Source organism: Burkholderia sp. AU30198 (assembly GCF_020419825.1).
In the GTDB taxonomy this organism is placed as follows: domain Bacteria; phylum Pseudomonadota; class Gammaproteobacteria; order Burkholderiales; family Burkholderiaceae; genus Burkholderia.
This window is the reverse complement of record NZ_JAIZSA010000015.1, coordinates 46318-71092: the sequence shown is the minus strand read 5'-3', so window position 1 is coordinate 71092 and position 24775 is coordinate 46318. Positions and strand designations below refer to the sequence as shown.

General features: G+C 60.7%; 21 protein-coding genes. 17 read left to right on the top strand and 4 right to left on the bottom strand.

Annotated elements, in window-relative coordinates:
- The first annotated feature begins 33 nt into the window (after positions 1-33).
- Positions 34-948: an alpha/beta hydrolase gene (locus LGN19_RS28175; RefSeq protein ID WP_174962011.1), complete on the top strand. Its 915-nt coding sequence runs from the start codon at positions 34-36 to the stop codon at positions 946-948.
- 271 nt (positions 949-1219) lie between these two features.
- Here LGN19_RS28175 and LGN19_RS28170 read toward each other — a convergent pair whose 3' ends face one another.
- Positions 1220-1777, bottom strand: a complete 558-nt coding sequence (locus LGN19_RS28170) for a hypothetical protein (protein ID WP_226218349.1) — start codon at positions 1775-1777, stop codon at positions 1220-1222.
- Positions 1778-2061: 284 nt separating this feature from the next.
- Here LGN19_RS28170 and LGN19_RS28165 point away from each other — a divergent pair, with 284 nt between their 5' ends.
- From LGN19_RS28165 to LGN19_RS28155, 3 genes are all read left to right on the top strand, one after another.
- Positions 2062-2451 carry a VOC family protein gene (locus LGN19_RS28165; RefSeq protein ID WP_226218347.1) on the top strand — a complete coding sequence of 130 codons (390 nt, stop codon included), beginning with the start codon at positions 2062-2064 and terminating at the stop codon, positions 2449-2451.
- Positions 2452-2511: 60 nt separating this feature from the next.
- Complete coding sequence (locus tag LGN19_RS28160) at positions 2512-2718, top strand: hypothetical protein (RefSeq protein ID WP_226218346.1); 207 nt, start codon at positions 2512-2514, stop codon at positions 2716-2718.
- Positions 2719-2888: 170 nt separating this feature from the next.
- Complete coding sequence (locus LGN19_RS28155) at positions 2889-3443, top strand: hypothetical protein (RefSeq protein ID WP_226218345.1); 555 nt, start codon at positions 2889-2891, stop codon at positions 3441-3443.
- A gap of 179 nt (positions 3444-3622) precedes the next feature.
- Here the strand turns inward: LGN19_RS28155 and LGN19_RS28150 are convergent, their stop codons facing one another.
- Positions 3623-3964, bottom strand: a complete 342-nt coding sequence (locus LGN19_RS28150; protein ID WP_226218344.1) for a hypothetical protein — start codon at positions 3962-3964, stop codon at positions 3623-3625.
- 278 nt (positions 3965-4242) lie between these two features.
- Here LGN19_RS28150 and LGN19_RS28145 point away from each other — a divergent pair, with 278 nt between their 5' ends.
- The 4 genes from LGN19_RS28145 to LGN19_RS28130 all read left to right on the top strand — a co-directional run bounded on the left by LGN19_RS28145 (position 4243) and on the right by LGN19_RS28130 (position 8111).
- Positions 4243-4737 carry a GNAT family N-acetyltransferase gene (locus LGN19_RS28145; protein WP_122948801.1) on the top strand — a complete coding sequence of 165 codons (495 nt, stop codon included), beginning with the start codon at positions 4243-4245 and terminating at the stop codon, positions 4735-4737.
- Positions 4738-4804: 67 nt separating this feature from the next.
- On the top strand, positions 4805-5272 hold the full coding sequence (locus LGN19_RS28140; protein ID WP_226218343.1) for a hypothetical protein: 468 nt from the start codon (positions 4805-4807) through the stop codon (positions 5270-5272).
- 159 nt (positions 5273-5431) lie between these two features.
- On the top strand, positions 5432-7324 hold the full coding sequence (locus tag LGN19_RS28135) for an SAM-dependent methyltransferase (protein WP_226218534.1): 1893 nt from the start codon (positions 5432-5434) through the stop codon (positions 7322-7324).
- Positions 7325-7430: 106 nt separating this feature from the next.
- Positions 7431-8111 (top strand): hypothetical protein, encoded by a 681-nt coding sequence (locus LGN19_RS28130; protein WP_122948803.1) that lies wholly within the window; start codon positions 7431-7433, stop codon positions 8109-8111.
- A gap of 87 nt (positions 8112-8198) precedes the next feature.
- On the opposite strand, the gene LGN19_RS28125 is transcribed toward LGN19_RS28130, so the two are convergent.
- Positions 8199-9170, bottom strand: a complete 972-nt coding sequence (locus LGN19_RS28125; RefSeq protein ID WP_174962029.1) for a LysR substrate-binding domain-containing protein — start codon at positions 9168-9170, stop codon at positions 8199-8201.
- Positions 9171-9305: 135 nt separating this feature from the next.
- Here LGN19_RS28125 and LGN19_RS28120 point away from each other — a divergent pair, with 135 nt between their 5' ends.
- The 7 genes from LGN19_RS28120 to LGN19_RS28090 all read left to right on the top strand — a co-directional run bounded on the left by LGN19_RS28120 (position 9306) and on the right by LGN19_RS28090 (position 20701).
- Entirely contained in the window at positions 9306-11606 is a 2301-nt protein-coding gene (locus LGN19_RS28120) for an NADP-dependent malic enzyme (protein WP_226218341.1), read from the top strand.
- Positions 11607-12282: 676 nt separating this feature from the next.
- Positions 12283-14814: a type VI secretion system Vgr family protein gene (locus LGN19_RS28115; RefSeq protein WP_122948807.1), complete on the top strand. Its 2532-nt coding sequence runs from the start codon at positions 12283-12285 to the stop codon at positions 14812-14814.
- Between the two features lie 4 nt (positions 14815-14818).
- A complete protein-coding gene (locus LGN19_RS28110; protein ID WP_226218340.1) occupies positions 14819-15784 on the top strand; it encodes a DUF4123 domain-containing protein in 966 nt (321 codons plus the stop codon).
- A 40-nt stretch (positions 15785-15824) separates the two neighbouring features.
- Positions 15825-18695, top strand: a complete 2871-nt coding sequence (locus LGN19_RS28105; RefSeq protein ID WP_226218338.1) for a T6SS effector BTH_I2691 family protein — start codon at positions 15825-15827, stop codon at positions 18693-18695.
- The gene (locus tag LGN19_RS28100) at positions 18695-19432 is read left to right on the top strand and encodes a putative type VI secretion system effector (protein WP_175219231.1); all 738 of its coding nucleotides are present in this window, start codon (positions 18695-18697) and stop codon (positions 19430-19432) included. The genes LGN19_RS28105 and LGN19_RS28100 overlap by 1 nt, the downstream gene beginning before the upstream one ends.
- 248 nt (positions 19433-19680) lie before the next feature.
- Positions 19681-20415: a putative type VI secretion system effector gene (locus tag LGN19_RS28095; RefSeq protein WP_226218337.1), complete on the top strand. Its 735-nt coding sequence runs from the start codon at positions 19681-19683 to the stop codon at positions 20413-20415.
- Positions 20416-20449: 34 nt separating this feature from the next.
- Positions 20450-20701, top strand: coding sequence for a PAAR domain-containing protein (locus tag LGN19_RS28090; protein ID WP_043178489.1), 252 nt, complete (start codon positions 20450-20452; stop codon positions 20699-20701).
- Positions 20702-20753: 52 nt separating this feature from the next.
- Here LGN19_RS28090 and tssF read toward each other — a convergent pair whose 3' ends face one another.
- Positions 20754-22643 (bottom strand): type VI secretion system baseplate subunit TssF, encoded by a 1890-nt coding sequence (gene tssF, locus LGN19_RS28085; protein WP_226218335.1) that lies wholly within the window; start codon positions 22641-22643, stop codon positions 20754-20756.
- 167 nt (positions 22644-22810) lie between these two features.
- On the opposite strand from tssF, the gene LGN19_RS28080 reads away from it, so the two are divergent.
- Together LGN19_RS28080 and LGN19_RS28075 are read left to right on the top strand one after the other, a co-directional pair.
- The gene (locus tag LGN19_RS28080; protein WP_122948816.1) at positions 22811-23191 is read left to right on the top strand and encodes a hypothetical protein; all 381 of its coding nucleotides are present in this window, start codon (positions 22811-22813) and stop codon (positions 23189-23191) included.
- Between the two features lie 662 nt (positions 23192-23853).
- Entirely contained in the window at positions 23854-24756 is a 903-nt protein-coding gene (locus LGN19_RS28075) for a hypothetical protein (protein WP_226218333.1), read from the top strand.
- Positions 24757-24775 lie beyond the last annotated feature (19 nt).

Here is a 24775-nt window from a genome sequence, read left to right as displayed (position 1 = left end):
ATCGATAACACTGACCGAACGAGGTAAGCCGACATGACGCGACACGATATCGAATTCCTGTCCGAAGCCGCCACGCTGCGAGGCTGGTACTACGAGCCGACGCAGCGCCTCGCCGATACGCCGACGTATCCGGCGATCGTGATGGCGCACGGATTCTCCGGCGTGAAGGAACAATATCTGGACCGCTACGCCGAGGTGTTTGCCGCCAGCGGTTTTGGTGTGCTGCTCTACGATCACCGGAATTTCGGCGCAAGCGACGGGTACCCGCGTCAGGAGATCGACCCCGTGCAACAGAAGCGCGGCTATCGCGATGCGATCAGCTATCTGCTGACGCGCCCCGAGGTCGACGCTGCACGCATCGGTATCTGGGGCACCAGTTACAGCGGCGGCCATGTGCTCGAAGTCGCGGCCATCGATCGGCGCGTCAAATGCGTGGTTGCGCAGGTGCCGACGATCAGCGGGTATCAGTCGGCGTTGCGCCGCACGCGTTCCGATCTGGTGCCGGCACTGCTGGCTCGCTTCGATGAAGATCGCAGGCAGCGATTTGCGGGCGGCCCGCCGGCGATGTTGCCGGCAGTCAGTGCCGATCCGGCGACAGCCTGTGCGATGGCCGGCGCGGATGCGTACCGGTTCTTCACCGAGTCGGCGGCGCGGTGTGCGCCGAACTGGAAAAACGAAGTGACGCTACGCAGCGCCGAGATGTCGCGCGAGAACGAGCCGGGCCAGTATGTCGATCGCATCTCGCCCACCCCGTTGCTGATGATCGTGGCCGACCAGGATCTGCTGACGCCCACCGACCTGTGCCTCAAGGCGTGGGGAAACGCGCTGGAGCCGAAGCGCTTGCTCCAGATCAAGGGCGGACATTTCACGCCGTATATCGAGCATTTCGACGCAACCAGCCAGGCGGCGGTGGAGTGGTTCACGCTGCATCTGTCCGGCACGCGTTGATCTGGCGCGTTGCTGCGTCGGCGGTGTCCACGACTTGTATGAAGGTCGCCGCCGCCGGTTTTGACGGCGACTGCGTTTGCAAGGCAAGTGGAAGATTGATGCGCGACGGCGCGACGGCGCCACGCGACCCGCCTGAAGCGACGCCGGCGAACGATTCGCGGAGCCGAGTCGTTGCACGGGCTCACGGACGATACGTCACCACTTGGCCGCACACGGCGGCGGCCGATGCTTCGTTATATGGAGTAATAGCTGTAATTTGGCCTGAAATTTTCTATCCGGCGACTCGGGCTAGACTGGTCTCGCCTTGATACCCCCCCAAGGTGTTGTTGTGTTCTCGGCTTGGCCCGCACTGTCCGGTGCGGGCCAATTTTTCGGGCGGGCGCCACCGGCAGCCGAACGATCGCCGACCGGATGCACATTGGAGGAAACGTAGCGTGACAGTACGCCCGACAGTCCGCGATGCCGGTTCGCTCGTGCGGATCGCCGCGTTGAGCGCGGCGGCCGCCGCCGCGATGATGTCCGCCATGCCGCCGGCGTTCGCGCAAGCCAGCGAGCCCGTGACCAGCAGCGTATTCGTGCACCGGTCGTACGATACGGGCAATAGCGCGGTCAACGAGAACTTCCAGTACATCGCGCATCCGCCGATACGGCCGGTCGCCGCGAGCGCACCGCCGGTCACGCATGGCGCGCACCGCGGCCGCCGCGGACAATCGGGCACCACGAATTCTGCCGGCGCAACGGGCAGCGGGTCGAACAGCGCGGCCATTCCCTTGCCGACCATGCCGGCAGACGGATCATCCGGTGCGCCGGTTTCCCAATAGCAATTCATTTCCGAATCCTTTCAGGCACGCGTGGCGATCGACGACCGGTTGCAAGGTCGTGCGCGACGGTTGGGTGTCGCCGGCATCGCGATGACGTTGTGTAGCACGGTGTGACCGCTCGATGAGGGGTGAGCGGGATGTCTCCTTGTATCTCGCTCGTTGGCCCGACTGTGTCGGGCTTTTTTTGTTCGGTCGAGAGCGGGTGTGCGGGTGACGGCCACGTGTGGCAACATCGCGGTGATTTCCACATTCCATCCGGGTGCCGGCAGACCCATCTATCCGAGGGGGAGTCATGTTTGACCATGTCAAATTCGGCGTGAGCGACTATGCAGCCAGCAAGGCGTTTTTCCTGAACGCGCTTGAACCGCTTGGCGTAGTGGTGCAGGGGGAGGGCGAGCCTTCGTACGGCATCGAGCTTTCTCCGCCGGGCAAGCCCTCGTTGTGCCTGTTCCAGACGACGGAGAAACCGGCGCATCTTCACATCGCGTTCGTGGCCGACCACCGGCAGCAAGTCGACGCGTTCTATCGCGCGGCGCTGGAGTCAGGCGGGAAGGACAATGGCGCACCGGGGCTGCGGCCGCACTATCACGCGAATTACTACGCGGCGTTTGTCATCGGGCCGGATGGACACAATATCGAGGTGGTGTGTCATCAGGCGGACGGGAGAGTTTCGGGCGACTGATCGCTGTCGTTCAAACCATGAGCGAACGCATACGCCACGCACGCAACCGAGCATTCCGGGATGAGTGAAATCACCATTGATTGGCCTTTTTATCTCGTCGTGCTTGGAACCGGCATTGAATACTGGCCCGTGACGCTTTGTGTCGGCGTGGCTGGATGGTATTTCGGGGCGACTCGCCTGCGCGGCGCATGGCGAACGGCATGCCTCATCATTGCGCTCTTGTTCATCGTTGATGCTGGCGCCGGGATTTACTTGTCCCTTGGTTAGCGTTCAGGAACATCACGCTGACGGATGGTGTGCAAAGCGTTGTCGGCATGGGGGTGCTGTATGCGTCGGCGAGCGAGCGGTCGAGAGCAGGTGCCGGGTTTCGGTGCCTAGCGTGTCAACAAGTAGTGGAAAGGCAGCGTAGAGGAATGACAAGAAATCGCGGTAAAGGGATGCGCGCCGACAGCGGTGCGGGTGTGTTCCCCTTGCGGGCACGGGCCGTACTTTTGGGGGCGGTTTTATTTTTCCCGTTGGCATACCACTGCCAGGCTCACGCCGAAGAGTCGGTGCCGAAGAACATCACGCCGGCGAGCTCCGGATATAAAACGGAGATCTTCAATCTCGTCGGCCCGGACGGAGATCAATCCGGCACGGCGATCGGCCGGACGGTATCGGCCGCATTCGACAATTTCCTCAATCTGGCCGGCCAGGATTCGAAAACGATTCGGAAGCGCTTGCTGAGCGGTCCCGCGACGGAAGGGACGCTGTGGAAAATCGGCGAGTCTCGCGAGTGGCTTTATCACCTTTGCCAGGCACACCAGTGCAACGTGACGAATGTCGCTTTGCTTGTCGATGAACAGACGCACCGCACGGCCGGGCGGTTGCTGTACCGCTGCGAGCCAAAGTGGCTCGGAAACCCGAGCGTGGCGGAAAGGGCGCTGATCGAGCGCGAATATCCGGTCAAGATTGACCCGGACGACGCGAAGTTCTTTTGCAAGACACACTGATCAACGTGATTTTCCCCACCCCAGCGACCGCGACGGTACGCGTTTATTCGGGACCGTGTTCGCGTTGATGCCAGGGGCGGGCTTCGTAAGCCTGTCATTCCTGACCGGAAGGGAGCGGGCCAGTCGAGCGCATTGAATGACGTCCGGCCGGCAGTTGGCGGAGCGGCTGGATGGCGGTTCTATTTCTTCCGTGATCGCGGTAAGAACAGCTCCGTGGTTGCGGCAAGCGAACTGGCGTCAAACATTTTCAAAAGTTGTTCGGCGCGCATGTTGTACAGCTTGATGTGGACCAGCTCGATCGCACCGCTGTCGTCCTCGAGCACGGATGCTTCGACGTCCGGACTCACGTAGTTTTGTTCGCCGGCGTACCGTGCGAGTTGCTGCATCCCGAGCGTCGTCGTAAGGAAGCTTCGTGTGGCGTCGGGCAGGCGGGTATCGGTTCTGAACTCCCAGCCATCGTCAGTCAGCCACTTTTCATTCGGTAGCGGGAGAATGAATGCCGCTTCGTAGCGTCCCTTCAATGGACCTCCTTGAATCATTGCGAAAGACAGGCGATTGAAGCATATCTTTCCCGCGCCCGACATGTTTGGGCCAAGTCGACATGATTCAGGGATCGCCGACGATCCGGACAAGCTGGCCAGGACTGTCGAGATGAAATTGCAGGCGATGCTTTGTGTAGCGGCACATCGAACGCTTCGCGCAGGTTTGCACCCGCACGCCGGACTTGTCCGGCAACGCAGCCGTGAACTGCGAATAGCGGTTCTTCCTTCACCGACTCGCTGCAACGGAGAGACGAGCAATGACCTTGAAAAGCATCCGCAGGGCGACGGCAGACGACGTACCGGTGCTGACGCAGATCCGGAACGATGCGCACGCGAAGAAGCTTGCGCACGGCGATCATGTGTGGGGCAAGGAAGGCGACGGATTTTCCGAGGCGTGGGTACGCAACAACGTCTCCCGGAAGGACGTGTATGTCGTTGAACTGGACGGCACGTTGGCCGGAACGTTCTCGCTCGCGTTCGACGAGGACAAGCACTGGGGGCCGCAGGAACCGATTGCCGGTTACGTGCACGGGCTGTGCGTGCGGCAAGGTTTCAACGGGCAAGGGCTCGGCAGCTTCATGCTCGACTGGTGCGCTCACAAGGTGAGCAGCCTGAACCGGCGTTTCGTTCGACTCGATTGCGCCGTTGAAAACGTGACGCTCTGCGCTTACTACGCGTCGCTCGGCTTCATTCGCGTCGGGCTGAAATCAGACGGGATCGTCTGGTCGCTGTACGAGAAGCCGGCCGATTAACTTTCAATCGGGACCCCGGCACATTCACCCGGACCGCTCAATCAACCGCTGCACGACCACGACCAGTATGCGAGCCGAACTGCGCGACCCCGTCGACCATCACAAGCTTCAACTGCTGTTGCCGCTGACCAGGGCCGTGTTCCAGCTGCACGAGAACGGACGCGAATACGCGACGGAGTTGCAGCAGATTTCCCGGTTGCTGGGAGACGATGTCGATCAAATCGATGTCCTCGGCGCGTTTGGTTCGACGCGTGCCGACGAATTTGCGAAGCAGTTGGCAATCGACTGGCATGCCGTGCCGACCGATCTGTCGGAGCCGGAGCTTCTGGAACTGCTTGATGCCGTCTGCGCGTGTCGCGGAGACGAGACGCTGATCGATTACTGGGTTCGATGCTTGTCGATCAACACCTGCGATGACCGCATTTCGGACCTCATCTTCTGGCCTGAAACCTACTTCGGTGCGGAATACGACGGGCGGGAGCTTTCGCCGGCCGAGATGCTGGAGGTTGTCCTCCGCAAGCGGGGCATGGAATGAAACGGGCGACGACCTTCGCCGCAAACGTCCACGGCGGGGTTTCGCGTGAAGACCGGGAAATTACCTCGACGTCCTCCAGCCGCCCACACAACCCCTTCGATTTCACTTGCACCTGACGCTACGTCAGCTTTTATGGTCGACACCGACGACTGGGAAAAAATGCGACTGAAAATCGGCGATCTGGCGAAGCAGGCAGGGCTGAGCGTCCGGGCCCTGCATCACTACGATGCAATCGGGCTGCTGTCACCGTCGCAGCGCACGGACGGCGGCGCGCGCCTGTATGGGCGGGACGACCTCGTCCGGCTGCATCGGATCGAGGCGCTGAAACGGTTCGGGTATTCGCTGCCGGACATCAAGGCCAGCCTCGATGGGCAACTTGCGGGCTCACCGCTCCAGCTTCTGCGGCGCCAGATCGCGGCACTCGACGTGCAGGCATCGCGCGCGCAGCGCCTCAGTCGTCACCTGCAATACATCGTGGACATGATCGCCGCCGGCGACGAGACCACGGCGACCGACTGGCTGAACGCTCTGGAGTTGATGAACATGATCCAAAAACACCTTGATGACGACGAACTCGATGCGCTGCTGGCAACCGGGCCGGATACGATCGCGCCCACGGATCCCGCCTGGATCGAACTGATCGACGAAGTCCGCATTGCCCGGCAGCAGGCGCTGCCGGCCGACAGCGAGGCCGCTCATGCACTGGCGTGGCGCTGGATCCGGCTCGTGGTCCGGATGACCCGCAACGACCCGGCGCTCGCGACCAAGCTGATGCAGATGCAGCTCGACGAGCCGCGCGCTCCGCAGATCGTCGGCATCACGGCGGAGATGCTGGCATGGATCGACGAAGCGTTCGCGCACGCGCGCTGCGCGCTGCTGGCGAAGTACCTCGATCCGGCCCAGGCCGACGAGGTGCGGCGGCGCCAGTTCGCCGCGATGAAGCATCGGGCATGGCCGGCGCTGGTGGTCGAGCTGAGAGCGCACATGGACGCGGGCGTCGACGCCGGCGCCGCATCGGTGCAGGCCATCGTCAAGCGCTGGCAGCAGTTGTTTCTCGACAGCTTCTGCGGCGACGATGCGGCGCTGGAAGCACGCGTGCGCGATGCGATGATGCGTGAACCGGATCTGCAACTGGGCATCGGCCTCGACGACGCGTTGCTGGCCTATCTGAACCGGGCGCATATCGTCGGCCAAGACACGACGCCGGTGAATGCCGGCCCCAAGCCGAGCGCATTGATGGTGGCTACGCAGCGGGCCGCGCACCAGTTGCTCGACCGGCCGCTGGTGCTCGACGATCCGGTCGCGCTGACCGTCCTCGGCACGGCCGAGGCGCAAGCCTTGCGCGACAACCTCGACAAGTACCGCCAGCCGATGACGGTGGGCATGCGCAGCACGGTGGTCGTACGCAGCCGGCTGGCCGACGACGTCTGGGCCGATGCGATCGAACGCGGCACCTGCCAGTACGTGGTGCTCGGCGCGGGGCTCGATACCAGTGCATACCGGCGACCCGATGCGCCGGGGCGCGTGTTCGAGGTCGACCTGCCGGCGACGCAGGCGTGGAAGCAGGCCCGCTTGCGCGAGGCCGGTATCGCGGTGCCGCCGTCGCTGCACTTCGTGCCGGTCGATTTCGAGCGTGTCGGTCTCGCGGAGGGGCTGGCGCGCGCCGGCTTCGATGCCGATGCGCCGGCGCTGTTCAGCTGGCTGGGCGTGACGATGTATCTCGACGAGGCCGCGGTCGTCGAGACGCTGCGCTTCATTGCCGGCTGCGCCAAAGGCAGTGCGGTTCTGCTCGAATATGTGGTCCCGCTGTCGAGCCTGTCGCCGATCGTGCGGATCGCGATGGAGCAGATGATGGTGCGATTCGCCGAGCGTGGAGAACCATGGAAGAGCTTCTTCGAACCCGCCGAGCTGACCGGGAGGCTGGCTGCGCTGGGCTTCAGCCACAGCAGCACGTGGACGCCGGACGAGTTGAACCAGCGTTATCTCGCGAATCGTTCCGACGGGCTGCATATCGGCGCGTCGCCGGGGCGTCTGGTGCTGGCCACCGTCTGATGTGGGTTAGCCGGCGCGCGTCGCCGGCCGCAACCGTTCAATCGACAGAAGCGGCCGGATCATCGACAATTCGCGGCGAACAAAACATGAGAGAAGGGGCCGGTGCATGCGCAGGTATTTCAAGCCGCTCAGCGTGATCTTGAGCATTTCCGTCGTTGGCATCGCAGGGGCTCAAGCCGCATCCAGCGAACTCGCATTCCCGCGTTTTAGCCAGGCGGAGGGCCGGCTGGACAACGAGGGGTTTCCGCTGTCCGGCGTGAAACTCTGTGTGCTCCCCGATCGCGCGCCGTGCTTCGAAATGCCGCCCGCGCCGCTTCCCGATGGCTCGACGGAGAACCAGTACCAGTTCGGTCTGAAGCCGCGATCCGAACGGTTGCCGATTGCGTCGGGTGGCTCGTGGGTGTTCTTCTCGGGGATGTTCTTCGGCGGTGGTAGCGGGATGCTGGAGCGCGTGGCGATATTGCGCTATGGTGCGAACGGCAAGATCGAGAACCTGATGCCGAAAGTCACCCAGACGGAGCTGGCCGACCGCGCGATGTGGAAGGTGCCGGACGTGTCGCCCTATCCGGTGTTCGTTCGGGCCGATTACGTGTGGGGCGACGGCGAGAGTCATTTCGAGGCGCACCTGTTCGTCGTCGATGCGTGGGTGTTCGATCCCGCCACCAGCCAGTACAGGAAGCGGTTTTCCTACCGGACGACCAAGCGCTATGACCGCGGCGAGGGCTCGGATCATGTGCTGACCGCCGAGCGCGCGGAAATTCTGCGTCGCCTCACCGCCAGCCAGTAGCCTGCTACGGGGCGGCACGGTATCCGTCGAAGCGCATGACGGCTTTCGGCGGGCCCGGCGCGCCGCTCAAGGCCGGCGCGTGAACCCTTATCGCTGCGCTTCCCCGTAAGTCTCCCTGCACACCTCGCGCAGTGCGTCCACGAGCAGATCGCGCGCCGGCGCGCGCGAATCGGCGGCGCGGGTAAACAGCGCGATGGGCGGGAGCGTCCAGACCAGCGAGTACGGCACGATCGCCACGCCGGCGAACCGCACCAGTTCTTCCGCGATATCGGCGGGCACGATCGAGACGGCCTCGTCGCTCGACGCGATCATCTCGCCGATCAGCTTCGACGAGTAACTTTCGACGATCGGAACGGGCGGCGGGATGCCGGCCGACAGGAACAGGTCGGTCACCTGTTCCCGCATCGGCGTATGCGGCGCGCCGAGAATCCAGTCGAGCGCGTGCAGCTTGTGCCAGTCGAGCGCGGTGCGAGCCAGTTTCGCGGCAAGACGCCGGCTCGCGATCATGCGCGGCTGCTGCTGGTACAGCACTTCGAAGGAGACCTGGCCCAGATCGATCGCCGACGACGCCCGCCCGATCATGATGTCGACGCTGTGGTCCCTGAGCTGCAGCAGGAGCTGATCGCTGGTGCCTTCGTGAATCGTCACGGTCACGCGCCGCTCCATGCGCGCTTGCAGCCGCTTGAGCGCCGCCGACAGCATCTGTCCGGAAATGAACGGGATCACGCCGATATGCAGGTGGGCCGCATGCCCGGCGGCAACGGCCTCCATTTCGCGGGCGAGGTGGTCGAGGTCCTGGATCATCGCCTTCGCCCGCTCGAGCACGACCGCGCCGAGCGCGGTGGGCCGCATGCCGCGCGACGAGCGCTCGAAGAGCGGCGTGCCGAACATGCTCTCCAGTTCGGACAACGCGTTCGTCACGGCCGGCTGGCTGCTGGCCATGTGCTCCGCGACGCGCGTCAGCGATCCGTGCTGCTGGATCTGCAACAACAGCACCAGGTGCCGCATCTTCAGGCGCGCGCCCAGCCGCCTGACCACGTCATTCGCGTCAAAAGTCATTGACTGGTCATGTATTCATCATGAAAAAGTGATGGGCCGATATTAAAACAGAATCATCTCCTTATGGCGGATCCCTAGAATCACCTTCATGGATCGCGCCGGGACTGGCCTGGCGCCCGTGCCCGGATCGAGAACATGAAACAGACAGAGACACAGCAGCAGGCCGCGTTCGACTATCACGAATTTCCGACCCCGGGAAAGATCTCGGTCGTCGCCAGCAAGCCGCTCGTGACCCAGCGCGATCTCGCGCTGGCCTACACGCCGGGCGTGGCGGGCGTGTGCGAAGCCATCGCCGCCGATCCGCTGCAGGCGCACCGTTTCACGAGCCGCGGCAACCTGGTGGGCGTGATCACGAACGGCACGGCCGTGCTGGGTCTGGGCAACATCGGCCCGCTCGCGTCCAAGCCGGTCATGGAAGGCAAGGCCGTGCTGTTCAAGAAGTTCGCGGGGATCGACGTGTTCGACATCGAGATCAACGAAACCGATCCGGACAAGCTGGTCGACATCATCGCCGGTCTCGAGCCGACCTTCGGCGGCATCAACCTCGAGGACATCAAGGCGCCCGAGTGCTTCACGGTCGAGCAGAAGCTGCGCGATCGCATGAAGATCCCCGTTTTCCACGACGATCAGCACGGCACCGCCATCACCGTCTCCGCCGCGTTCATCAACGGGCTGAAGGTCGTCGGGAAGTCGATTTCGGAAGTGAAGGTCGTGACGTCGGGGGCCGGGGCCGCCGCGCTGGCCTGCCTCGACCTGCTGGTCGACCTCGGGCTGCCGGTTGAAAACGTCTGGGTGACCGACATCGAAGGCGTCGTCTATCGCGGCCGCACCGCGCTGATGGACCCGGCGAAGTCGCGCTTTGCGCAGGAAACCGACGCGCGCAAGCTGGCCGAAGTGATCGGCGGCGCGGACGTGTTCCTGGGTCTGTCGGTCGGCGGCATCCTGACCGCCGACATGCTGAAAGAGATGGCGCCGCGCCCGCTGATTCTCGCGCTGGCCAACCCCACGCCGGAAATTTTCCCGGAACTGGCGCATGCGACGCGCGACGACGTCGTGATCGCGACGGGCCGCTCGGATTACCCGAACCAGGTCAACAACGTCCTCTGCTTCCCGTACATCTTCCGCGGTGCGCTGGACGTGGGCGCGACGACGATCACCCGCGAAATGGAGATCGCCGCGGTTCATGCGATCGCGGGGCTGGCCGAGGAAGAGCAGAACGACGTCGTCGCGGCCGCCTATGGTGCTTATGACGTGGCGTTCGGCGCGCAATACCTGATTCCGAAGCCGTTCGACCCGCGCCTGATCGTCCGTATCGCGCCGGCCGTGGCCAAGGCGGCGATGGACGCCGGCGTGGCGAAGCGCCCGCTGACCGATCTCGACGCGTACGTCGAGCAACTGCAGCAATTCGTCTACCACTCCGGCGCGTTCATGAAGCCGCTGTTCGCGACGGCGCGCCAGCTGGTGCGCGACGGCGGCAAGGCGCGGATCGTCTTTACCGAAGGCGAGGACGAGCGCGTGCTGCGCGCGGTGCAGGTGATCGTCGACGAGAAGCTGGCGCGTCCGATCCTGGTCGGGCGCCCGGAGGTGCTGCTGGCGCGCATCGAGCGCTTCGGCTTGCGGATCCGGCTCGGCCAGGATGTCGAGGTGACGAACCCCGAGTATGACGAGCGATTCCCGCAGTACTGGACGACGTATTGGGAGCTGCGGTGCCGGGATGGCATCTCGAAGGAGATGGCGCGGGTCGAGATGCGGCGTCGCCTGACGCTGATCGGCGCGATGATGGTGCGGCTCGGCGATGCGGACGGGATGGTCTGCGGGACGGTGGGCGAGTATCACAACCACCTGCGGTTCGTCGACGAAGTGATCGGCAAGAAGCCGGGGGCGTTGACCTATGCGGCGATGAACATCCTGTTGCTCGACCAGCGGACGGTCGCGCTGGTGGATACGCACGTCAACGACAATCCCGATGCGGAGCAGATCGCGGAATTCACGATTGCCGCGGCACGCCAGATGGAATGGCTGAACCTGACGCCGAAGGCGGCGTTGCTGTCGCGGTCGAACTTCGGGTCGGGCAGTGCGGCGTCGGGCGTGAAGATGCGTCGGGCGCTGGAGATCGTCCGGGAGCAGGCGCCGGATATCGAGGCGGACGGCGAGATGCATGGCGACTGCGCGCTCGACGAGGGCTTGCGGTCGAGGCTGCTGCCGATGTCGCCGCTCAAGGGCGCGGCGAACCTGCTGGTTTGCCCGAACGTCGATGCGGGGAATATCGCGTACAACCTGCTCAAGACCGAGGCGGGCAGCAATGTGGCGGTGGGGCCGTTCCTGTTGGGCGTCAATGCGCCGGTGAACATCCTGACTTCGAGCGCGACGGTGCGGCGGATCGTGAATATGGCGGCGCTGACGGTGATTGAGGCGAATCGCAACGCGGGTGCCTGAGTAGGCGCAGGAAGGGGGGCGGGTTGACCGGGCGTGGTGTCGTTCGGGCGGCTCGCCCCTTTAGCTATTGATTTGAACACGTTGTGTAGCGCGGCGTGGGCCGAAATGGCATTCGGGTTCGTCAAGGCGATCAAAGGCGGGATAGGCGTTGTGCATATCCTTATCGTGATCTTGGCGAGAGTCGTTTATTACATTTTCGTGAAACGGCGCCTGATTTTCGCATTGCTTGCACTTCTCCAATCGAAAGGGCGTTGGGGTAAGTGGTACCGAGGGCGAGATAGCGCGGGCGGCATAATTCCTGGCCGCGAGTCAATAGAGCCCGGATACGAATCTCACGATTGATACGAGTGCAAAGCCGACTGGCACGGCGGCAAAGAGGGCGAAATTTACCGAATTTCCCGTGCGAAGTGCGCGCTATGCGGGAGTGCAGCCGCAGAGTCGCCACTGTTGGCCGGGTTCAGAAAATAGATGGGTGGTTTAAAAGCGACTCGCGAGAGTTTCCGGAAATTTTTTCCTGAAACTTTGTGAAGTTTCTTTAATTCCGCGTGTGCCGGTCACATTTTCCGATTAATTAAAATAGACGAGGTGCAACGGCCACTATCGTCTTGTTCCGAAAGATATTTATAATCACCGCTCGGCAGAAACCCCACCCGAATACCAACCAAGGGCAACCTGCATGGGCCATACCGCGCTTTATAAGACATTGCGTCTTGGCGACGCGCAATACAATCGTCTTGTCAAACTGGATACGCCGCTCGGCGTCGACTGGTTATTGCCGCTCTATGTGAAAGGAACGGCCAGGCTCGGCCGCGATTACGAATTCGTGATTGATGCCGTTTCACCACGTGGCAGCCAGATCGAACTCAGCGCGCTGCTCGCCAAGCCGGTCACACTTTGGATCCAGCAGGCAAACGGCTCATACATGCCGATCCACGGCTATGTTCACCGATTCAGCCGGCTGGGGGCGGATGGGCCGTTGACCTTTTACAAGCTGGCCTTCTCGTCCTGGCTCTATTTCTTACGCCTGCGCCGCGACATGCGTGACTGGCAGGAGCAGAACGGCGAGCAGATTCTGACCGACGTATTCGACCAGCATCCGCAAGCGCGCGGCGCGTATCGTTTCGATCTGCATAAACCGCTTCCATCGTATTCGAACCGTGTGCAATGGGAGTACGACCTGAACTTTGTTCATCGTAGCCTGGAAGAGGTGGGGGCGTTCCCGTACTTCGAGCAGGCGGACAATGGTCGGGCGCATACGATGGTGCTGACGGACGATGTTTATTTTGTCCCGCCGCTGAAGCAGCCGGTTGTCGAGTTCGGCCCGACGGAAATCAGCGGCGAACTGGACGGGTTCGCGCAATGGAAGGAGCAGCTCCAGATCGATAGTGCGCAACTGACGTCGCGCTCGTTCGACTATAAGCGCCCCGATCTTCCTCGGCAGGTGCAGGGCGTGACCGACGTGGACGGCAAGCTGCCGACCGATGGGGAGATCTACGACTATCCCGGTGCGTACATGTGGTCGGATCGTGAGCAAGGTGAGCGTCTTGCGCAGATTCGGCTCGAAGAGCGCAAGTCGCGGATGAAGCGCTTTCACGGCATCGGCGGCTTGCGTTGTGCGATGCCGGGGAGACGCTTCGAGCTGCGCGGTCATCCGGTGCACGATGCAGGCAGTCAACCGGATCGCGAATTCGTTCTGCTCGGCGTCGACTGGTTGATTTGCAATAACCTGCCCGGTCTGGACGAAGCAGAACAATTCCCCGACGGGCTGGCTGAGGAGGTTGCTCAAGCGAAGGCTGGCGCGACGGTTCGCCATGCAGACGGCAGCGAAGGGTTCTTTCAGGTGATGGTCGAAGCGCAACCGCGCAACGTTCCGTTCCGCAGCCCGTTCGAGCACAAGAAGCCCGTGATGCAGTTGCAGAATGCGATCGTGGCCGGGCCGAGCGGCGAGGAGGTTTATACCGATTCGCTGAACCGGGTGAAGGTGTGGTTCCACTGGAATCGCCGCAACGGCCAGGATGAACGCGCGTCGTGCTGGGTACGTCCGACGTTTCTTGATGCGGGCTCGAGCCGCGGCGGGATTCAGCCACTACGCAAGGGCGACGAAGTCGTCGTGGGTTTCATGGAAGGTGACTGCGACCGGCCCGTCATCATTGCGAGGATGTACGGGGGCGCGACGCAGCCGGTGTGGCACACGAACGGCTTGCTGTCCGGTCAACGCTCGCGCGAGTACGGCGGCACCGGCTACAACCAGCTCGTGATGGACGACTCGACGCAGCAGAATCGGGTTCACCTTTACTCGAGCAGCTACCAGTCTCATTTGCACCTCGGGTACCTGATCCAGCACACCGACAATACGCGTGGCGCGTTCCTCGGTAGCGGTTTCGACCTCAAATCGGACGCCTATGGCGCCATTCGGGCGGGGCAGGGCCTGTTCGTATCAACGCACGCGACAGCGCCGAACCAGCCGTTGAACGTGACCGCCGCATCCGAGCAGTTGGCCAGTGCGGAAACCGTTGTCGATCTGACGTCGCAGGCGAGTTCGGCGAACCAGGCGGAGAGCCTGCAGGAGGGGCAGGACGCGCTCAAGAAATTTACCGACGCGACGCACTATAGCGTGAGCGGCGGCGCCGGCAGCGGTGGTCGGACGGACGGCGGCGGCACGGGTAACGCGAACGGGTTCTCGACGCCGATCATGCTGATGGCGAGTCCTGCGGGCGTGGGGCTGTCGACGCAGGAGTCGGCGCAGGTCACGGCGAACCAGCAGGTCAATATCGTCAGTGGCAAGAGCGTGCACGTGGCGGCCGGCAAATCGCTGATCGCGAGTGTGATGGAGAAGATCAGCCTGTTCGCGCAGAACGCGGGGATCAAGCTGTTTGCGGCGAAGGGCAAGGTTGAGATTCAGGCGCAGAGTGACGAGATGAAGCTTTCGGCGCTCAACGACGTGACGATCACGAGCTCGAACGGGAAGGTCGTTATCTCGGCCGAAAAAGAAATCTGGATCGGCGCTGGTGGCTCGTATATCAAGATCACGCCTGATCTGATCGAGAACGGAACGAGCGGCCAGATTCTCGAAAAATGCGCATCGTGGGACAAGCCGGGTGCATCGTCGATGCGTCTGCCTTCACCGCTTGCCAGCGTGCCGAAGGGCTGTTCGTGGAAGACCGCTGCGGCATCGGCCGATAGCGCGTCGAGCGTTGTGCTGGAGTGACTGGATGGAAACGTTCGAACCTGTTGATGACTTGAACCGTGAGTCGGTCGATTCGACTGTCCGTGCCTTGCGCGCTTATTTCGACCAGCAACGCTTGTCGCGCTGTTGCCTTGTAGTCGACCCGAGTCAGCGTGCGTTGCCTCAAAGCGGCGAGGGTGCACCTTCGTTCCATGATCGGCCTGGCGCCGTCGTCGCAATTGGACACGAAGCTTTCCCTGATGATCATCGTCCGTATTTGATCGAGCTGGATCTGTCGACCTCTGAAGGTGTGGCGTTGCTGGTTGAAAGCGTTCGGCTGGCCTTCGAAGATCGACAGCCGGATGCCGTCGCAAAGGGGCTCGGTCAACGGATTGGCGGCTGGTTGGCGAGCGACATGGCGCCGGAACAAATCGCCGGATACTGGTCGAATCACATACTGCAAATCGACGACCAGGGGCGCCGATGCGCATTGCGCTTCTACGACGCTCGTGCACTGAGTCTGATGTGGCCGATTCTGTCTGACGCGCAGAAGCGGACCTTGCTCGGCCCGGTCAAAGCCTGGCACGCGTTGGATGCCACGGCAAAGTTATGCGTTTACTCGTCGGCAACGACATTGTGTACGGAACTGGATCTGACTGAAGGGCAGTGGCGTGATATCCATCGTCATGGCGTGATAAATCGAGCGCTTGCATTGCATATGTTGGCTACGCAGCGGCAGCCTCGATCCAGCGAAGTCGAGACCGCGATTGCGAGCGCGACCCGTGCGGAGCAGCACGGATTGACCGATCGAGAGGACAAGGTCGCTTTTATCGGGCATGCGCTGGCGTGGCATCCCTATTTCGATCGTCATCCGAGCGTTGCACTGGCATTGCGCCAGCGCGCGCCGGATGAGTTCTATACATCCGCTGTCGGCGAATTGAGCGAGGACGAAATCGAAGCGATTCGCCGGGGAGCGTGGTACGACGAGTCGAAGGCAGTTTTGTCTTTCTAGTCTCAGCAGAATAAATCTAGTTCCCATATCGAGAGAGCGAATGGATACAGCAAACCAGTGCGCCAACTGCGAAAAGACGGGGCTGCCGATCCTGCCGGTTCGGTACACAGTCGTACCGAATTCCGTGGCGGCAAAGTTGCCAGCCGGCGTTAGCGGGCATGGGGTGACTGACGTCAAACTTACTGAACATCGATACGCGCTGCGCACGTTGCGTGCAGGTTGGGTGTATCTGTTCTACGTAAAGGGTGCGCGAGGTAGTAACTACTGGGAGGCGTACAACGTTACGGAGGACGGGCGCTTGTGGAAGCAGTCGCTTCCGCTGCCGGCCGAGCCGACGACTCATCCGGCATGTGCAAAGAAATCTATCGCAGTGCCGATGGACATCATTGCTATCGAGAGGCCCGATAAGTGCACTGACCGTGTGTATGTCGCATTTTCGCAGCATGCGTGGCATCGCGATACGTTCGAACTGTACAAGAAGGATGCGGCGCTTCGTCAGCAACGCATGCAATGGATCGAGCCGTCAAAATGGATCTCGGCGGGCCAGGACGCACACGGGCACGCTGTCGTTGCAACCCGACAAAGTATCGATGACGTCATCGAATACATGCCTGGCCTCGATCCCAAACTGTTGCAGCCGCCTGCGCAGACGCTGAGCGACGAAACCGGCAAATACAAGCCGGAAGTCATGCGTCAGGTGACGACCTGTTACCCGTTGCATATTCGTCAGGCGTCTCCCGGATCGGCCAGTGACGCGTTGATCAGGGTGATGAGCGATGTCGGCCAGCTCGCTCAGGGCAAGCATCATCCACCGATGCTATTAGCGTTGTGGGACGGTATCGGGAACGTTCATGAATTGAACGGCTTCCGTAACGACGCTGGGAGCTGGTTGCTGACGTACACGCGTGAGCGGGTGAAACAGATCGATGCGCTCGAGTCGATTACCTCCGCTGAAGGAGCGGTACGCAACGGTGCGGTCGAGTCGAAAAGCCGTTTGCGGTCGGCGTGGACGGCTGGTTGGGAAGCGATGAAGAATAATCCGTATGCAGCGGATGGGGTTCCCGATGCTCTGGTCGTATCTCCGGAACAGCAGGCGATGTCCGACAAGAAAATTGCTGCTGCCGGAGTGATCACGCCGGCTGAGGCAAAGCGGATAGGCGATGCCGCTTGGCCGAAGTATTACGGCAAACTCGATCCGCAAAAACTGAACGTGTTTCGACCGTGGTACGAGTCGGTGCAGAAGGCCTCGCATCAGTTACAGGCCAATCGGACGCCGGATGTCGGCGCGTGGCTGAAAGCGTCGACGTTCATGGCGACGCTGCATGATTATCACGAAAACAATTTCGACGATGGACATGCCTTCGCCGCAGTCATCGATGGTGCGTTGTGGGGTTTGCCGTCGGAGGAGAAGGGCGCCAAGTTGGTCGAGGATCTGGTCAACAACATGGATCCCACGCAACCGTCGAGTCTGGTGTGGCGGGCCTATGCGTACAACCAGCAGGATCAGAAGGAGGAAATCAAGGCGCTGCTGGCGAAGGCAACCGAATACAAGACACAGCCGGCGAGCGTCGGCGATCAAGTCAGTCATTGGGCCGACTTCGTGTCTTCGTATCTGATCAAGAATCTGAAGGCATTCCTGAAGTTCTGCGACAAGATGACGGATGTGCTGAAGCGCGGAGCAACGGCGGCGTCGGGTTCGGAATATATCGTGAAAGGTCTGCGTGTCGATCAGCTCGCCGTGACAATAGGCAATGGCCTGTTCAAATGGAGTAAGAGTGCGGAGTTGGCCGATAGCGTCGGTATGTATCTGATTCGCGGCACGTTGATGCTACGAGGCGGGATTGCGCAGGCGGACACAATCAAGCTCATCAAGGCTGCGGTGGTAGCCGAGCCCGCGATGCGCCTGGCTTTGCAGATGGGCTATCGCGCGTTGCGGCAGCAGGGACTACCCCCGCCTCAGGCGTATTTGCGTTCGCTGCAGGCCGTAGGATCGGATAAGCGTGTCAAGAACTTGACGGACATGTGGGAGGAGGTCAGCAAGTCGCAAAAGGGGGCGTCGACGCAATTGAATGCCCGGTTGGCTAGTACGCTGGTGGTAATCGAGATGCTGAATTTCGGATGCTTGCTTGCCAAAGCGGATAAGAGCAGCGATGACTATGCGCTGCTGGTCGCGTCCGGGGTGTCGGTGGTCGGGGCGGTATTTACGGTTTCGGAGAAGGCGCTCAAGGCGTTCGGGAGTGACGCAGCGCAGACGCTGCGCAATCTGAAGGCGATTACGAGTTTCTTGGGAGGCGTTTCGGCGATGATTCAGGGGGTCGTGGATCTTCACAAGGGATTTGGTAAAGTTGCAACTAATAATTACCGTATCGCCACACTTTATTTCGTTAAGTCGGCGCTCGGTTTGGGCACGGGAGCGGCGTACCTTCTGACCGCTCTGACATCGTCGGCTTCACTGCTTGCGCGCCTGGCCGGAGATGGGAGCCGCATTGTGATTCTGGCTAGAGGAGGTGCGGCGGGCATTGCCGGTGCGACCGCCAGATTGGCTTCTTTCACGACCCCTGAGGTCGCGGACGCTGGCGGGTGGTTTGCTCGACAGGGTGCGGCAAAGACGGCAGGCACCACTGCAGTCGGCGTAACCGCCGAAGAATTGGGTGTAACGATCGGCGCACGAGGCGCATTGTTGTGGCTTGGTAGAAGTGTTTTGATCCTGACTGGCTGGGAGGTTGCCGTGGCAGTGGTCGCAATCCAATTCATGATTTGGTATTTTTCGGACGATGAGTTGCAGACATGGCTTGAAAAGTGTGCGTTCGGGCGAAAACCTGCGAATCCGGCTTGGGATGCGGGAAAGCAGAGCAACGAATTTGAGACGGCATTGAAGGTAATGGGTCTTTCGGCTGACGGAACGAATTAATGATGGAAAACACGGAAAAATCCTCTCCTACCCGACTGTTGAGAGGGCATATCAAGAATCTTCGTAGCACGCGGCAGTTTCAGGAGTTTTTGTTTACCGATGCAGATCGGACGGCGATGGGCGCAACGGCTGTTGTGGCCGGACTGGCGGGTCTGGGTGGGGTGGCCATCGGGCTAGCCGCGTCTGCTGATGATACGGCCGAGGAGGCCGATCTACTTGAATTTGAACTGGATGGGAAGAGCATTCGTGCGTGGGTATGGGTATCCGTGTTCAAAGAGGGCGATGAAGTCGAGATTGTCGCGGAGCCATTTGGCGAGATATGGCGCGCATTTGGCATCAGACGTATCAGCGACCGAATCGTAGCGCTCCATCCGCATTGCAGTCGTGGTCGATATGCTCACTATAAAGCGACGGCGCGATGGTGGTTTTATATATATTCGGCATTGATGTTGGTCATGATTGTGTTGGGGGCGATCATTTTGTTTTTTGATCCAATTGATAATTGGCTGGGAATTTTTTATATGTATGCGGGCGGGGGTGCTATGGTTGCGGCTATTTTTGGCGTGATCGCATTCAACATATCCAGGAAATTTATGGGATTTGTTCGTCTTGCTGAAGGGATTTTTTCCGGTTTCGGCTGGAAGGATGTGAAAAATATTGACTTGCCCGCGATCACGAAAAAGAGCAAGCAGCCTGGCGAGCCAGGCGCATTAGGCGTCTTGTATTTCCGTTACTAATCGGAGTTTTTGCTCGCAAGTGTAATGAGGTATCGTTTTATCAGCATCCTAATGTTTAACCGAATCTGGTTGTAAAGGGCGGTGAGTCGATGGCTGACAACAGCGTTTCGATTGCTCAGCACGATCATCGAGCGACCTGGGAATGCCATCCGATCTGCGAATCCGGCTTGGGATGCGGGAAAGCAGAGCGATGAATTTGAACGGTCATTGAAGGTAATGGGTCTTTCGGCTGACTGAATGGATTGACGATGGCAGACACGGCACAATCCTCCCCCACGCAACTGTTGAGCGGGCGTATCTGGAATCTTCGTAGCACGAGGCAGTCTCAGGAGTTTTTGTTTTCAGAAGCGAATCGGACGGCGATGGACGCAACGGCTGTCGTGGCTGGGCTGGCGGGTCTGGGTGGGGTGGCCATCGGGCTAGCCGCGTCTGCGGATGATACGGCCGAGGAGGCCGATCTTCTTGAATTCGACTTAGGTGAAAAAAAAGTTCGGGCTTGGGTATGGATGTCTGTATTTAAGGAAGGTGATGAGGTTGAGGTCGTGGCAGAGCAGTCTGGCGATATATGGATTGCATTCGGCATCAGGCGCCTCGGTGACCAAGTTCTTGCGTTACACCCACATTGCAGCAGAGGGAGATATGCGCATTACAAGGCAACGGCGCGGTGGTGGATTGGACTCACTGGGTCGCTGCTATTGGTCATGAACATTCTCGGAATAGTCATGGCGTACTTCAAGGACCTTCATAACTGGGCGGGAATATTTGATATGTTCCTCTGGGGAGGCGTTGGGGTTTTCGCTGTCACAGGTGTAATTGCATTCCGAATCGCTTGGAAAATGATGGGATTTGTTCGTCTGGCTGAGGGGATTTTTTCTGGTTTTGGCTGGAAGAACGTGAAAAGTATTGACCTGCCCGCGATCACGAAAAAGAGCAAGCAGCCTGGCGAGCCAGGTGCATTAGGTGTCTTGTATTTCCGTTACTAACCGTAGTTCGCTCACTCGAAGGATGGGCTTTTTCATGATGAATCTCATCCGTGTCGGCGATGACACCGACCACGGCGGCAAGGTGATCACTGGTTCATCGACGATGCGCTTCGACGGCCGTTTTGTTGCCCGTAAGGGCGACGAGGTATCGTGTCCTCAGCATCCCGACGTCAAGCCGAATCTGATTGTAGAGGGCGATGAATCAATGACGGACAACGGTGTTCCGATTGCTCGGCACGGTCATCGGGCGACCTGCGGCTGCCATCTGATTTCGAGCCTTACCTGACCAGCACTTCTTTCGTGCGTGTCATGACGCCGGGATTTGGGCCGCAGGAAAGTCAGGCCAGCGGGATCGTGCCTGGTCTCGGTGCGCACCGTCGAATCTCTCTACCATTGTTGGCAGACGTCACGACGAGTTGAACGAAGCTTGTCGCGGGCGCGTGCATGGCGAAAAAGTGGTCCATGACGACAATGAACGTGCTCAGGCTGGCGGCAGCGAATGCCTGTTCATCGACCGTCAGCGTCACTTCCAGGCCCCGCACGAAGCTCGGCATCGGTTCTCCCGACAACCAGAGCTGCTTGACGCGATGGCTCAGGTTCGTCAGTCCATCGAGCAGGTTCGCGTGTCTCGCAGCATGATTCGAGAATTCGCGGAATACGCGTTTCAGATCCACGAGCCCCGCTCGGGTCAGTTCGATCGAGTGTGGGGCGAGCAGCGCGATAAACCGCCATGCCGCATTTCCATCGCGCGGCAAACGTTCGACCTCCGTCGGAGTGCTCAACATCACGATGCGTGACACTAACGCGCCCTGCTCATTGACCAGATCGCCATCGTCGGCACCGAATCGCATCGTGCGAGGGAGGTCGCCATTCGAGCAGGTGACATCTACCACTATTTGCTCAATCCCGGTGTCGGCAGCGGGTCGTCCATCCAGTCCGACCAAATCGAGTGCGGTCTCCTTCTTGTCCGCTGGAGCAGCCGCGTTGCGTTGCTTGGGCACCCAGTAGGGACCGGCCGGCTTCGTAGAACTGCCGTGCATGAGCGACGTGAACGGATGAATGACGTTCGCCCGGGATGCGTTTGTCGTGGCGCGGACTGCGTCGACGGAGCAGATTTCGACGTCGGCGACATCGGTATTCTGGGATCGGACGGGATACGTGCCGCTGATCGGGTCTCGCTTGAGCGACAGTGATGTGAGTTGGAACAGGTTGACGATTGGCGTGCAAAAGAGCCTGAGATGGTCGGCCGACAGATTCTTTAACCTCTGGGCAGCCGGCGAATCCGGGTGAATACTGGAAATGGCGAGGTGGAGTGTCAGACGTGGCCCGGAGCCTGCCGCGCGCGCGAGCGACGCGAGATCGACGTCGACAAAATCGAATTTCTTCGGATACGCAAAGTATTCGCTCAGCAACCTCAAGGCTGCCGGGCCGTCATCTTCGTCAATCAACCTCTCGGAATCATCGTAGCCGGCTGCGGCAAGAGGCGGCGCGTTCAGTGCCTCCCAGCGATGTTCGGTGTCCTCGACGAAGGCTGCGGCCGTGTATATCGTCATCGCATCCATTGTGGCGCTGACGACTTCGCTGGCGCCACTGATGTGGATCCGCAACGGGTGGGGCATGGCGTCGATGCGGAAGTCCGGCCGGGCAACTTCGAAGGTGATGGAGAGCAGGCCAGCCGTGTTCGGGGGCAGCGCCACATTGGACGGGGCGGCCGACGCCGACGTGTAGCGCGCATCCGAAATACGGACGGGTGCCAGCGTTACGTCATAGACGGTTCGGAAACGGTAGTCTTCGGTCTTGCTGACCAGCTCTGTTGCGCGGGGAGCGATGGACGGCTCGGTGATTTTGTCGAACATGTCCGAGACATCGAACTGGGCGACCGCGCATGCCGGAAACGCGCGTAGGTACCGGGGGTAAAGCATGCCGAGGAGGGCGTCGGCAAACTCCGGATAGCTGTCATCGAGCCGACTGTCTATATCCGCCGCGAGGAGCGCGAACGACTGCAGCATTCGCTCGAGATGGGGATCTTCGGAACGGTCGCCGCTGACCCCGAGCCGAATGGCAATCTTGGGATAGCGCGATGCGAAGGCGGCAACCGATCGGCGTAGTAGTGCAAGTTCTCGTTCGTAATGCGGAAGCAGGTAATCCATCGCGTAAAGTGAGGAGCCGGCACGACGACAAAACTGTCTGTTCGCCGTTTGGCGGTTGCGCTGAATGGTGTCAGGCATACTAAGGTCGGCTGTCGCTATGATAACCGCTTAATCGACGACGCTCGTTGAAGTGTTCTCGACCGACTGGCAGGGCCGCGATGCCGTGATTGCGTGAAGTTCCCGAGCCGTCCACCGACCAAGCCTGATTCCAATAGACTTTCCGCAGCGAACGGCTGCCTGCACCGATGCGTCAGATACCTTTTCTTGCCTTTGCGCTCTCGGCCCTCGTGCCCGGTCTGCTGTGGTCGTATTTCACCGGCGATCACGGGTCGCTGAAATATTCCATTCCAATCGCCTATTTCGGCACGGCAGTGTTTGCAATTCCACAATATCTGCTGGTAGTGAAATACTGGCGCGTTTCCGTGATCGCATCGTGTCTGTGTGGCGGGATTACTGGATTGTTGACGTGGATTGCCACCTTTTTGATTTACACGTCGATCTGGGATGACGATCTTTTCAAAGCCGGTTTGTCGGCCGCTTTGGGGTTCCTGGCGTTCGTATGCCTGGGTGCGGTGGCGGGATGCGTGTTCTGGCTCATGCATCGTTGGCAACGATCCAAAGGCTGATCCGGTTCCGGTCTCAACGGGTATCGGTGTGCCGGGACCGCGCTGGGCACGTGCATGGCACCTGCGAAGCGTAGTGAGGCGTGTGTGCTTCCCGGGCACGAATTCGCGGCGCTTGGCAGGCGCGTGCCCAGGAGCGGTTCTGATCGGGGCGCGGTTTCCGGATTCGGGATGGCGCGGGCGCTGATCCGTGCGCCACGCTCCTTCGTCGTGGCGGCTTCCGTTGCCGGTCGCCTGGTGAGTTCCCGTGTCGCGGGCGGCGCCTGTCGCGGTGTCGCGCTCGTCGGTCGAGGTGGGTTGCCACCCGCTTCGGGCGTTGGCAATCGTTTGCACCCGGCCACCCGGACATCGGCTTTACCCTGAGACGCACGCGTCGCCCGCCCGCCTGCCGGCGCCCCACGCCAGCTTTCTGCGCCGATGCTGCAGTGCAATTGATCAGTATCTCGTAACAACTGCCCGGCCGCGAAGCCCCGACGTTCTCACTTTCGATACCGATCCTAACGATCTTTTTGGGGCTCGCTACTTTCGATATCGTCCGATAATTACCTTTTATTTTCGTCTAAAATCGCGCTTCTTCTTACTTTAGGACGGAAAGCGTTTTGAAAAAACTGACGAAAAATCTCTCGCGCACGGCCATCGCCGCATGCGTTGCTTATGCCGGGCTCATGCCCTTATCCCGGCCCGCCGAAGCCCAGGTCGAACCTCTGAAGAATCCCGTCTACGGCGTGACCCTCGACGACCTGACCAAGCTGGACGCCATCGTCGCGTCGCTGCAGAACCTGCCGTACAAGCCCACCGTGCGCGTCGTGTTCGATCCGGGTACGTCGGCCGCCGACTACTACGCACCGCTGCTGCGCCTGCACGCAGTCGCGTACGTGATGGGCGAAGTTTACGATTCTTACTATTTCCCGACAGATCTCGCCACGTATCAGGCACGAACGCAGGAACTGGTGTCGCAGTTGAAGAACACCGTCGACGTCTGGGAGATCGCGAACGAAATCAACGGCGAATGGCTGCGTAACGACCCGAGCGGCACCAACAGCGTGGTCAACTCGCAAGAGCAGCAGATCGGCCAGATGGTTGCCGCGGCCAACCAGATCGTCAAATCGAACGGCGGCAAGACGGCCATCACGCTGTACTACAACGACGACAGCAAGGGCAACAACTGCTGGGAGAAGCCGCAGGATTACTGGAAGACGTGGCCGACCACCTTCCTGTCCTCGACGGTCCGCCAGCAGGCCGACTACGCACTGTTCAGCTACTACCCGTACCAGGATTGCCCGGGGCTGAGTCCGACGTGGAAGAACGATTTCGCGGCGCTGGAAAGCATCTTCCCGAACGCGAAGGTCGGCTTCGGCGAAATCGGTACCTCGGACACCTCCGCGCCGGCATCGGTGCAGCAGAACCTGATCAAGACGTACTACCCGATGGTCAACAGCATGACCGATCCGCGTTTCATCGGCGGATTCTTCTGGTGGAACTACGTCGAGCAAATGCTCCCGTATTCGACGAGCTCGTACTTCCAGCTGTTGCGTCAAACGATCCTTCCGCTCAAGTCGCCCAACTAAGCGACAAGCGCCGTTCAAG

What these genes read in the sequence shown, in the direction of transcription:
- LGN19_RS28175 (WP_174962011.1), top strand. Translation starts at nt 34, where the DNA reads ATGACGCGACACGATATCGAATTCCTGTCCGAAGCCGCCACGCTGCGA.
- LGN19_RS28170 (WP_226218349.1), bottom strand. Translation starts at nt 1,777, where the DNA reads ATGAATTGCTATTGGGAAACCGGCGCACCGGATGATCCGTCTGCCGGC.
- LGN19_RS28165 (WP_226218347.1), top strand. Translation starts at nt 2,062, where the DNA reads ATGTTTGACCATGTCAAATTCGGCGTGAGCGACTATGCAGCCAGCAAG.
- LGN19_RS28160 (WP_226218346.1), top strand. Translation starts at nt 2,512, where the DNA reads ATGAGTGAAATCACCATTGATTGGCCTTTTTATCTCGTCGTGCTTGGA.
- LGN19_RS28155 (WP_226218345.1), top strand. Translation starts at nt 2,889, where the DNA reads ATGCGCGCCGACAGCGGTGCGGGTGTGTTCCCCTTGCGGGCACGGGCC.
- LGN19_RS28145 (WP_122948801.1), top strand. Translation starts at nt 4,243, where the DNA reads ATGACCTTGAAAAGCATCCGCAGGGCGACGGCAGACGACGTACCGGTG.
- LGN19_RS28140 (WP_226218343.1), top strand. Translation starts at nt 4,805, where the DNA reads ATGCGAGCCGAACTGCGCGACCCCGTCGACCATCACAAGCTTCAACTG.
- LGN19_RS28135 (WP_226218534.1), top strand. Translation starts at nt 5,432, where the DNA reads ATGCGACTGAAAATCGGCGATCTGGCGAAGCAGGCAGGGCTGAGCGTC.
- LGN19_RS28130 (WP_122948803.1), top strand. Translation starts at nt 7,431, where the DNA reads ATGCGCAGGTATTTCAAGCCGCTCAGCGTGATCTTGAGCATTTCCGTC.
- LGN19_RS28125 (WP_174962029.1), bottom strand. Translation starts at nt 9,170, where the DNA reads ATGACTTTTGACGCGAATGACGTGGTCAGGCGGCTGGGCGCGCGCCTG.
- LGN19_RS28120 (WP_226218341.1), top strand. Translation starts at nt 9,306, where the DNA reads ATGAAACAGACAGAGACACAGCAGCAGGCCGCGTTCGACTATCACGAA.
- LGN19_RS28115 (WP_122948807.1), top strand. Translation starts at nt 12,283, where the DNA reads ATGGGCCATACCGCGCTTTATAAGACATTGCGTCTTGGCGACGCGCAA.
- LGN19_RS28110 (WP_226218340.1), top strand. Translation starts at nt 14,819, where the DNA reads ATGGAAACGTTCGAACCTGTTGATGACTTGAACCGTGAGTCGGTCGAT.
- LGN19_RS28105 (WP_226218338.1), top strand. Translation starts at nt 15,825, where the DNA reads ATGGATACAGCAAACCAGTGCGCCAACTGCGAAAAGACGGGGCTGCCG.
- LGN19_RS28100 (WP_175219231.1), top strand. Translation starts at nt 18,695, where the DNA reads ATGATGGAAAACACGGAAAAATCCTCTCCTACCCGACTGTTGAGAGGG.
- LGN19_RS28095 (WP_226218337.1), top strand. Translation starts at nt 19,681, where the DNA reads ATGGCAGACACGGCACAATCCTCCCCCACGCAACTGTTGAGCGGGCGT.
- LGN19_RS28090 (WP_043178489.1), top strand. Translation starts at nt 20,450, where the DNA reads ATGATGAATCTCATCCGTGTCGGCGATGACACCGACCACGGCGGCAAG.
- tssF (WP_226218335.1), bottom strand. Translation starts at nt 22,643, where the DNA reads ATGCCTGACACCATTCAGCGCAACCGCCAAACGGCGAACAGACAGTTT.
- LGN19_RS28080 (WP_122948816.1), top strand. Translation starts at nt 22,811, where the DNA reads ATGCGTCAGATACCTTTTCTTGCCTTTGCGCTCTCGGCCCTCGTGCCC.
- LGN19_RS28075 (WP_226218333.1), top strand. Translation starts at nt 23,854, where the DNA reads ATGCCCTTATCCCGGCCCGCCGAAGCCCAGGTCGAACCTCTGAAGAAT.